The sequence below is a fragment of the Deltaproteobacteria bacterium genome, assembly GCA_009930495.1.
In the GTDB taxonomy this organism is placed as follows: Bacteria; Desulfobacterota; Desulfovibrionia; order Desulfovibrionales; family Desulfomicrobiaceae; genus Desulfomicrobium.
Window position 1 is genome coordinate 1 of record RZYB01000116.1, and the last position, 9014, is coordinate 9014.

Consider the following 9014-nt stretch of genomic DNA (forward strand, 5'->3'; position numbering starts at 1 on the left):
TCATCGGGCCTGGACGAAGGGTCCTTTCCGAGCCTACGGGACTACCGCGAGCAGCACCTGAACAAACTGGAAACGCGCTATCTCCAAAACCTGATGCGGGTCTGCGACGGCGAGGTCCGCTGCGCCTGCCACCTGTCCGGCCTGTCCCGGCCGCGCCTTTACGCCCTGCTCAAGGAACGGGGCGTTACCCGACGCTGATCACAAGGAAAACAAGATATGTACAAACATCTTTTCGGCCCGGTCCCATCCCGCCGTCTGGGCATGTCCCTGGGCGTGGATCTTATTCCGCGTAAAATCTGCTCTTTGGACTGCGTATATTGCGAGGTCGGCAAGACAACGCTCCTGACCGTGGATCGCAAGGAATACGTCCCCCTCGACGCCGTGGTCGCCGAATTGCGCGCCTATTTCGCGGAAAACCCCGATCCTGACTACATCACCTTTTCCGGGTCGGGCGAGCCAACCCTCAATGTCCGTATCCAGGAAGTCATCCATGCCGCCAAGGAACTGCGTCCCGACATTCCGGTGGCGGTGCTGACCAACGGCGCGACCCTGTCCGATCCGGCGGTCCGCGCCAGCCTGCTGGAAGCCGATGTCGTCCTGCCCTCGCTGGACGCGGCCACGGACCCCGTCTTCCGCAAAATCAACCGCCCCCATCCGTCCCTGCGCATCGCGGACTGTATCGACGGACTGGTCGCCTTCCGGAAGGAATTTTCCAGACAAATCTGGCTCGAAGTCTTCATTCTGCCCGGCTACAACGACAGCGACCAAGAGCTTGGCGCCCTGAAAACGGCCATCGAACGCATCCGACCGGACGAAGTGCAGATCAACACCCTGGACCGCCCTGGCGTGCTGCCCGGCCTGCGCGCGGCCACGGCCGAGGAGCTACGGCATGTGCTTGACGTGTTCGACATGAAGAATGCCGAGATTGTCGCGGCCGGGGCGCAACGCCAGGACAGCCGTGCCTACAGAAAGGACGTGGCCACGGCCATTGTCGAAACCGTCGCGCGCCGACCCTGCACCCTGGACGACCTGAGCCGGGTCCTGGGCCTGCATGTCAACGAGATCAACAAATATCTCGACGTGTTGGAAAAGGAAAAAAAGATAGAAACCGTGCGCCGCGAACGCGGCGTGTTTTACCAGCGCGGAAAATTCTGAACAAACGGGGCGGCCCATGCCGCCCCGCGCATCCCATCCGGCCTGTCGCGTAATTCGATTTGTAAATCAATACAGCATGTAAGAACGGCCTGGATTACCCCTCTCCCTACGGTCTATCGCAATGACGAACGTCGTATTGCGTCATTGAGAGGAGTCTTCGACGAAGCAATTCATGCCTTTTGATGTTACCGCCTTGATTTAAAAATGGGATAACAGACCATTCAACGACGACCACCCGCCTAAAGCACGCCCTGATCGAGCATGGCGTCGGCCACCTTGACGAATCCCGCGATATTGGCGCCAACCACATAATTGAACGGCTTGCCGTGCTGCTCGGCCGTATCCATGCAGTTTTTGTGGATGGTCTTCATGATCAGCTTCAAGCGATCGTCCACTTCCTGGCGGGTCCAGCTCAAACGCATGCTGTTCTGAGTCATCTCCAGGCCGGACACCGAAACGCCGCCCGCATTGGCCGCCTTGGCCGGGCCGAAGAACACGCCGCTGTCCTGCAGGATATGCACGCCGTCCAGGGTGGTCGGCATGTTGGCGCCCTCGGTCACCACGCGTACGCCGCCGGCAACGAGGTTACGGGCGTCCACGGCGTTGATCTCGTTTTGCGTGGCGCAGGGGAAGGCGCAGTCCGCGCGGTGCGCCCAGAGCGGATTATGGTCCGAAGCTGGGTCGGCCGGCGTGAACACAGCCTCGGGATACTGCTCGGCGTATTCCCGGACCCGTCCCCGACGCACATTCTTGAGGTGCATGAGGAAAGCCAGCTTGTCCGCGGTTACTCCGGATTCGTCGAAGATATACCCCGAGGAATCGGAAAAACTGATGGGCACGGCCCCGAGCTGAAGCAGCTTTTCGATGGTGTACTGGGCCACGTTGCCCGAACCGGAAACTAGGCAGCGGCAGCCTTCCAGGCTCTTGCCCCGGGCCGCGAGCATCTCCGCCGCGAAATAAACCGCCCCGTATCCCGTGGCCTCGGGCCGGATGAGGCTACCGCCCCAGGCCGCGCCCTTGCCGGTCAAGACTCCCGTGAACTCGTTACGCAGCTTGCGGTACATGCCGAACATAAAACCGATTTCGCGTGCGCCCACGCCGATATCCCCGGCCGGAACGTCCGTGTTGGCGCCGATGTGCCGGAAGAGTTCAAGCATGAAGGAATGGCAGAAGCGCTGGACCTCGGCGTCGGATTTGCCCTTGGGGTCGAAATCCGATCCGCCCTTGCCGCCGCCCATGGGCAGGGTGGTCAAGGCGTTCTTGAAAACCTGCTCGAAAGCCAAAAATTTGAGAATGCCCAGATTCACGGACGGATGAAACCGCAAGCCGCCCTTGTACGGCCCGATGGCGCCGTTCATCTGAATCCGAAAACCGCGATTGACGTGCACCTCGCCCGCGTCGTCCATCCACGGCACGCGGAAAATGACCACCCGCTCCGGCTCGACCATGCGCTCCACAATCCCGGCGCGACGGTATTCCGGGTTGCGCTCCAGGGCCGGTTCGATGGACTCCAGCACCTCGGACACCGCCTGATGAAATTCCACTTCGTTCGGATCGCGCCGCCTGACCAACTCACAAATATCCATTTTTTCCTCCATATTTGATTACCATCCACGCCTTGAACGCAAAATCGGCCAAAACGGGGGCTCTTGTCCTCCGTAGAACGGACAAGGTCAAGAAGGCTTCGGAATCTACGCCGAAAAAAGTTGTTTGATCGCAACATAAACAGCGTGAATACGTTTTTGGCGTCGATTCACCGCAAACCGGAACTTCAACCAAAAAATTTGGAACCTTGCCAAACAATCACCACGTCTTCATGATGGCGGGCATCCTCATCCCACCAAGGAGAACGCCATGAAACCGCGCCAACTCGATTTTGAACAGAGCCGAACCCTCTTGGAAAAATATGGAATCATCATCCTGGGCCGCGAGGTCCGGACCATTGACCAGGCCACGGACGCGGCCGGGGCCATCGGCTATCCCGTGGTACTCAAGGCCGTGGACGAAAGAATCATCCACAAGACCGACGTCGGCTGCGTGTTTCTGGAACTTGAAAGCGAGGCCGAATTGCGCGCCGCCCATGCCCGGCTGCTGGACAATGTCCGCGCGGCCGGATTCGGCGCCCCGGAAGCCTTGCTGGTTCAGGCCATGGTCCGCCCAGGACTGGAGATTCTCATCGGCGCGACCCAGGACCCGAGCTTCGGCCCCATGACCATGGTCGGCTCGGGCGGCCAGATGGTCGAGCTTTTGGCCGACGTGGCGCCGGGCATCGGCGTGCTGGACGAAAAAAATGTGCTGGCCATGCTGGCCCGGACCAAGGCCGGACAGGTTCTGGACGGGTTCCGGGGCCAGCCCCTGGACAAAAAGGCCGTGGTTGACTTGGCCGCGCGCGTGTCCCGGCTCATGAGCGAGCATCCGGAAATCCATGAGCTCGACCTCAATCCGGTCATTGTCCACGAACAGGGCATCGCCCTGGTCGATGCCCGGATCATTGTCGGCGATCCCGTGCACTATCCAAGGCAAACCGATGTTTCGCCCGGCAAGATGCGCAGTCTGGACACCATCTTCGCCCCCAAGTCCGTGGTCGTGTACGGGGCGTCCCACACCGGCACTGTCGGCGGCATCGTGCTCAAGAACCTGCGCCGGCGCTGCGCGGTGTATCCCATCAACCCGCGCGCAACGGAACTCCAGGGCCGGCCCTGCTATCCGAACCTGGACAGCCTGCCCGAAACACCGGAACTGGCCGTGTTCGTGGTCAACTCCGAAACCGTGGTCCGCGAGTTTGAACGCTTCTGCCAAGCCGGCGGCAAGGGCGCCATCATTGTCAGCGACGGTTTCGCCGAATCCGGCCGGCGCGAACTGGAAGAGCGTCTGCGCGTGCTGAGCGCGGCCCACGACGTGGCCTACATCGGCCCCAACTGCCTGGGCATCATCGACAACTTTTCGGGCGTGAACACCCTGTTCATTCCGGATCACCGCACCGGCGTCATCCGCGAGCAAAGCGGCATCGGCATCATTTCCCAAAGCGGCGGCATCGGCCTGGAACTGATGGAAATGCTCCATGCCGACCGCATCGGCGTGGGCAAATGGGTGTCCTGCGGCAACTCCAGCAGCGTCGGCGCGGCCGAAATCCTGGCCCACATGGGGCAGGACCCGCGCATCAACGTCATCGCCATCTATCTGGAAGGCCTGTCCGAGGGCCTCAAGCTGATGGAGGTGGGCCGCAAAGTCACGGCCCATAAGCCCGTGATCATCATCAAGGGCGGGTCCGGCGGCGGCCGCGAGGCGACCATGTCCCACACGGCCTCCCTGGCCGGCAGCCACGAGGCCTTCCGGGCCTGCTGCTCCCAGGCCGGATTTCATCTGATCGAGGAGCTGACCGAGGACCCGAAAATCATGGTCAACGTCCTGTCCATCCTGACCACCCAACCCCCGGCCAGGGGCAAGCGCACGGCAGTGGTCAGCGTGGGTGGCGGCGCGGCCGTGCTCCTGGCGGACCAGATCACGGCCGAGGGCATGGAACTGGCCCGCTTTGCCCCGGAAACCCGCACCCGATTGCAAGACCTGCTGCGCGAAAACGTCAAGGCCGCCAATCCGGACGACCTGGAGCAGATGCTCGTCAACATCGGCAACAATCCCATGGATCTCTTCGGCAACTGCGACGACAGGCGCCTCCTGCGCGCCCTGGAAATCATCGCCGACGACCCGAACACGGACGTCATCCTGGCCGCCATCTATCTTCAGGTGCCCTACCTGTCCGAGTATCTGGCCGAGCGGCTGGTGGATTTCCGACGGACCATCTCCAAACCCTTCATCGTCTCGCCACGCGGCCTGTGCACCCACGTCACCCGTTTCCGCGAGGCTCTCTACGCCAAACGATTCCACACCTACACCGTGCCCATGATCAAACCTCTGAGCATGGCCCTGGACATCTGGCGGCGCCACGACAAAAGCTTCATGAACGAACACGAACTGCGCGAGGAATAATCCGGGGCAAACCATCCCCCGACTGGACCAAGGCGTGAAGAATACTGCCAAATGCACGATGACATTGACCAAAACATCGTTTCCTGCTAGGGGGATGTCCGCCCATCAGCCACTGCAGCACCGGCTCTCGCGCGTCCCGTGCACCAAGTCCCGGCTTCCAGGCGAAGCCATCAACGGAACCTTCAACCCTACAAGGATGTCCGCATGAAGTACCGTCAGGATCCGGATCTGGAATTTCTCAAGGAATGCACAAGCGAAGATCTGAATATCCTCGTCGAGGTTCTTCTCCACAATAAAGACGGACAGCCCCGCAGCATTGTTCAGCTCCCCAACCACACCCTGTACAAGCAATTCGCGCCCAACCACGCCTCCTACTGGGAAGTGATCGCGGGCGAAATCCAGCGCTATGGCTCCAATCCCCTGGCGGCCCTGGCCAGAGCCGGACGAGGCAAACACTATTTCAAGATTCTGGGCGACGTCTGCGGCAGATTTTCCGTGTCCTACAACCCCGACGCCTCGGTGGAAGTCATCGAGCGGACCCTCTACGTGGCCCTTTTTTCCCGGGCCATCCCGCGCATTCCCACGGCCGAGCTGCAAGTCACGGCCGACGCGTTTGGCATCAAGCCGCCAGCCCTCAACGCCCAGGCCATAGTCCAGGCGCTGCACGAGGCCATGCAGCTGGATGACATGACCAGCTACCTGCTGTCCTTGGTGGTTGCCCATGGGTCGGCCATGAGCGCGAGCAATGTCGGGTACAAAAGCATCGCCCCGGAAAAAATGCACGCGGTCCTCGATATTTTTCAAAAACCCCTGGGGATTGAATTCGAATCGGTCTCTCCCCTCAGCTTCACGGGGTCCGCGCACTGGATCGTCATTCCCGTGGTGGTTCAGCTGGCCTGTCTACGGGCCAAGAAAAACGCGGAAAAAGCATGACGAAACGGCTTTATCACGGCGCTCAACCCTCTATTCGCCCCGGCAACGGACATGCCGCAGGCAACAACATGGACTCCCCCAATGAACCAAATAAGCCTCTATATCCACACCGACGAAGATAAACACGGAGAATGGGTCCTGGTCGACAAGCTGGACTTCGCGGCCATGGACAGCAGCTGGATGCTCGAAGGCAAGCTTCCGGAGGAACAGGACATCGTTCCCTGGAAAACCGTGACCCTGCCCAGCGGTGAACGCATCGACCTCGGCGTGGTTTTCGACGATCCGGCCCAATGCCTGAGTGTGTATGTCAAAACCGCGGCCGGCCCCATTCTCGATCTCATCACCAAGGGGCATCCCTGTCTGCGCTTCATCAGCCCGGCCGGAACAAATATCAGCCTCCAGGTTCACGAAGGCAACTGACCCCCTGGCCCCGCTTTCACGTTGTTTCCAGCGGACAACGCACAAAAAGGGACGCTTCCATGAAGTGTCCCCTTTTTTGTGCCAGTTCCCGTCCTACTCAATGATTTCGATGCAATCGTCCGGACAGTAAGCCGCGGCCTTGCGGGCGGGAATTTCCTCGCACGGGTTCGTGAGCACCACGGCCACATGGGCGACCTCGTCGTAGCCAAAAATCTCCGGCGCCAGCTCCACGCATGCCATGCAACCGGAACAGCACGGCCGGTTCACGGCCACTTCGACCAGACTCATTTCAGCCCTCCCAGATACTGTTCCAAGCGACGCATGCCCTCCTCGATATTCTCGATGGAATTGGCATAGGAAAAACGAATGTAGCCTTCACCTCCGGGCCCGAAATCCACGCCCGGCGCCACGCCCACTCCGGCCCGCTCCAGCAGGTCGAAGGTGAAACGCATGGAATCGGAGGTGTACTTCTTCGCGTTGGCAAAAACATAAAACGCGCCCGTGGGCTCGACCGCGATGCCAAAGCCCAATTCGCGCAGCCGGGCGATCATGTATTGCCGACGCTGGTCGTAGATGGCCTTCATCCGCGCCACGTCGGCCCCGGCCTGGGTCAGGGCGGCCAGACCGGCCCACTGAGCGATGGAACTGGTGCACAGGAAAAAGTTCTGCTGCATGGTCTGCAGCCGGTTCATGTAGGCCCTGGGAGCGATGACGTAGCCAAGTCGCCAGCCGGTCATGGCGTACAGCTTGGAAAATCCGTTGAAGACAAAACAAGTGTCCGTGAATTCCAGGGCCGAATGCTCCCGGCCGGCGTAGACCAGACCGTGGTAGATCTCGTCGGAAAAAAGCGGCACGCCCAGTTCGGCCAAGGCGCGGTACACTTCCGGACTGACCAGGGTGCCCGTGGGGTTGGCCGGGGAATTGACCAGAATGCCGCGCACGTTCTCGCTCATGCGGGCCTTGACGTGCTCGATCCGGAACTGGAAGCCGTCCTCCTCGCGCACGGGCACGAAGTCCGGCACGGCGCCGGCGAAACGGATAAAGTTGGGATAGCAGGCGTAGCTCGGGTCCGAAAGCAGAACCCGGTCCCCGGGATGAAGCAAAAGCGAGAACACGAGCAGCATGGACGGCGAGGTGCCGGACGTGACCAGAATCTGATCCGGATGGACCTCAACCCCGTATCTGGCGTGATAATCCGCGCAGATGGCCTCGCGCAGTTCGATGATGCCCAGGGAATGAGTGTACTGGCAGCGGCCGTCGCGGATAGCCTTGCAGGCGGCCTCCTTGACGCATTCCGGCGTGTCGAAGTCGGGCTCGCCGATCTCCAGATGGACAATGCTCTTGCCCTGTCGCTCCAGGGCGCAGGCCCGTTCCAATACGTCCATGACCTTGAAGGAGCTCAACTCCTCGCAGCACGGATTGATACGGCATTCGTTCATGAAATCCCCCTCGCGATTGATGATGGGAGGCCGATTATACTCCTTCGGGGCAAAGCTCAAACCCTCCGCGACAGCATGTCCCGGGCGGGCCGACGCGGCCCGCCATCCCGCGCCTTGCGTCCGGCCGGCTCCCATATTATGGCAGCGCTCACCCGCGCGGCCGGCCACACCCGCCGCGCGATCAAATCACACACACAATCCATTCCACTTCCCGGCACACGCGTTCCCCGCCGCGACACGGCGGGTACGACGACTCGCGATTCCTTACAGAAGGGGCGCGCCGCGAAGCGGAATGAAGGAGATAGCATGGGACTGAGCATCGGCATCGTTGGCCTGCCCAACGTCGGCAAATCCACCCTTTTCAACGCCCTGACCAAGGCCCAGAACGCGGAAAGCGCCAACTACCCGTTCTGCACCATCGAACCGAACAAGGCCGTGGTTCCAGTGCCGGACCCGCGCCTGGCCAAACTACTGGAATTAGTCAACTCCCAAAAGGTCATCCAGGCCACGGTGGATTTCATCGACATCGCCGGCCTGGTCAAAGGCGCGAGCAAGGGCGAGGGCCTGGGCAACCAGTTCCTGGCCAACATCCGTGAATCCGACGCCATCCTGCACGTGGTGCGCTGCTTCGAGAACGACGACATCGTGCACGTCGAAGGCACGGTCGATCCCGTCCGCGATATCGAGGTCATCGACACCGAGCTCATCCTGGCCGACCTCCAGGCCGCCGAACGCAAGGCCGACCGGCTGTCCAAGCAGATCAAGGGCGACAAGAAGCTGGCCCCGCAGTTGGATCTGGCCCAGAAGCTCATCGCCCATCTGAACGAAGGCAAGCCCGCCTCGGAATTGGAGGAGCTGAAAAGCGACCTGGGCGCGGAACTGCGCAAGGACCTACTGCTGATCACCTTCAAGCCGGTCATCTTCGGCATGAACGTGGACGAGGACGCCCTGACCGAGGACAACGCGCACGTGCGACGCGTGCGCGAACTGGCCGCCGCGCGCGGCGCGCGGGCCGTGAAGATTTCGGCCCGCATGGAGGAAGAACTGGTCGGCCTGTCTCCGGAAGAGGCGCAGGAATTT

Annotated in this window: 8 protein-coding genes; 5 read left to right on the plus strand and 3 right to left on the minus strand. The window is 61.1% G+C overall.

Annotated elements, in window-relative coordinates; all coding sequences use genetic code 11:
- Positions 1-216 precede the first annotated feature (216 nt).
- On the plus strand, positions 217-1155 hold the full coding sequence (locus tag EOL86_09890) for a radical SAM protein (protein NCD25880.1): 939 nt from the start codon (positions 217-219) through the stop codon (positions 1153-1155).
- A gap of 239 nt (positions 1156-1394) precedes the next feature.
- On the opposite strand, the gene EOL86_09895 is transcribed toward EOL86_09890, so the two are convergent.
- Entirely contained in the window at positions 1395-2741 is a 1347-nt protein-coding gene (locus EOL86_09895) for an NADP-specific glutamate dehydrogenase (protein NCD25881.1), read from the minus strand.
- 268 nt (positions 2742-3009) lie between these two features.
- Here EOL86_09895 and EOL86_09900 point away from each other — a divergent pair, with 268 nt between their 5' ends.
- From EOL86_09900 to EOL86_09910, 3 genes are all read left to right on the plus strand, one after another.
- The gene (locus EOL86_09900; GenBank protein NCD25882.1) at positions 3010-5142 is read left to right on the plus strand and encodes a CoA-binding protein; all 2133 of its coding nucleotides are present in this window, start codon (positions 3010-3012) and stop codon (positions 5140-5142) included.
- 204 nt (positions 5143-5346) lie between these two features.
- Entirely contained in the window at positions 5347-6075 is a 729-nt protein-coding gene (locus EOL86_09905; GenBank protein NCD25883.1) for a DUF3944 domain-containing protein, read from the plus strand.
- Positions 6076-6156: 81 nt separating this feature from the next.
- On the plus strand, positions 6157-6495 hold the full coding sequence (locus tag EOL86_09910) for a hypothetical protein (GenBank protein ID NCD25884.1): 339 nt from the start codon (positions 6157-6159) through the stop codon (positions 6493-6495).
- Positions 6496-6588: 93 nt separating this feature from the next.
- Here the strand turns inward: EOL86_09910 and EOL86_09915 are convergent, their stop codons facing one another.
- Positions 6589-6783, minus strand: coding sequence for a ferredoxin (locus EOL86_09915; protein ID NCD25885.1), 195 nt, complete (start codon positions 6781-6783; stop codon positions 6589-6591).
- Positions 6780-7934, minus strand: coding sequence for a pyridoxal phosphate-dependent aminotransferase (locus EOL86_09920; GenBank protein ID NCD25886.1), 1155 nt, complete (start codon positions 7932-7934; stop codon positions 6780-6782). The genes EOL86_09915 and EOL86_09920 overlap by 4 nt, the downstream gene beginning before the upstream one ends.
- Positions 7935-8240: 306 nt before the next feature.
- On the opposite strand from EOL86_09920, the gene ychF reads away from it, so the two are divergent.
- Positions 8241-9014 (plus strand): redox-regulated ATPase YchF (gene ychF, locus EOL86_09925; GenBank protein ID NCD25887.1); only part of this gene is annotated, 774 nt, incomplete at its 3' end.

What these genes read in the sequence shown, in the direction of transcription:
- EOL86_09900 (NCD25882.1), top strand. Translation starts at nt 3,010, where the DNA reads ATGAAACCGCGCCAACTCGATTTTGAACAGAGCCGAACCCTCTTGGAA.
- EOL86_09915 (NCD25885.1), bottom strand. Translation starts at nt 6,783, where the DNA reads ATGAGTCTGGTCGAAGTGGCCGTGAACCGGCCGTGCTGTTCCGGTTGC.
- EOL86_09905 (NCD25883.1), top strand. Translation starts at nt 5,347, where the DNA reads ATGAAGTACCGTCAGGATCCGGATCTGGAATTTCTCAAGGAATGCACA.
- EOL86_09890 (NCD25880.1), top strand. Translation starts at nt 217, where the DNA reads ATGTACAAACATCTTTTCGGCCCGGTCCCATCCCGCCGTCTGGGCATG.
- EOL86_09895 (NCD25881.1), bottom strand. Translation starts at nt 2,741, where the DNA reads ATGGATATTTGTGAGTTGGTCAGGCGGCGCGATCCGAACGAAGTGGAA.
- EOL86_09920 (NCD25886.1), bottom strand. Translation starts at nt 7,934, where the DNA reads ATGAACGAATGCCGTATCAATCCGTGCTGCGAGGAGTTGAGCTCCTTC.
- EOL86_09910 (NCD25884.1), top strand. Translation starts at nt 6,157, where the DNA reads ATGAACCAAATAAGCCTCTATATCCACACCGACGAAGATAAACACGGA.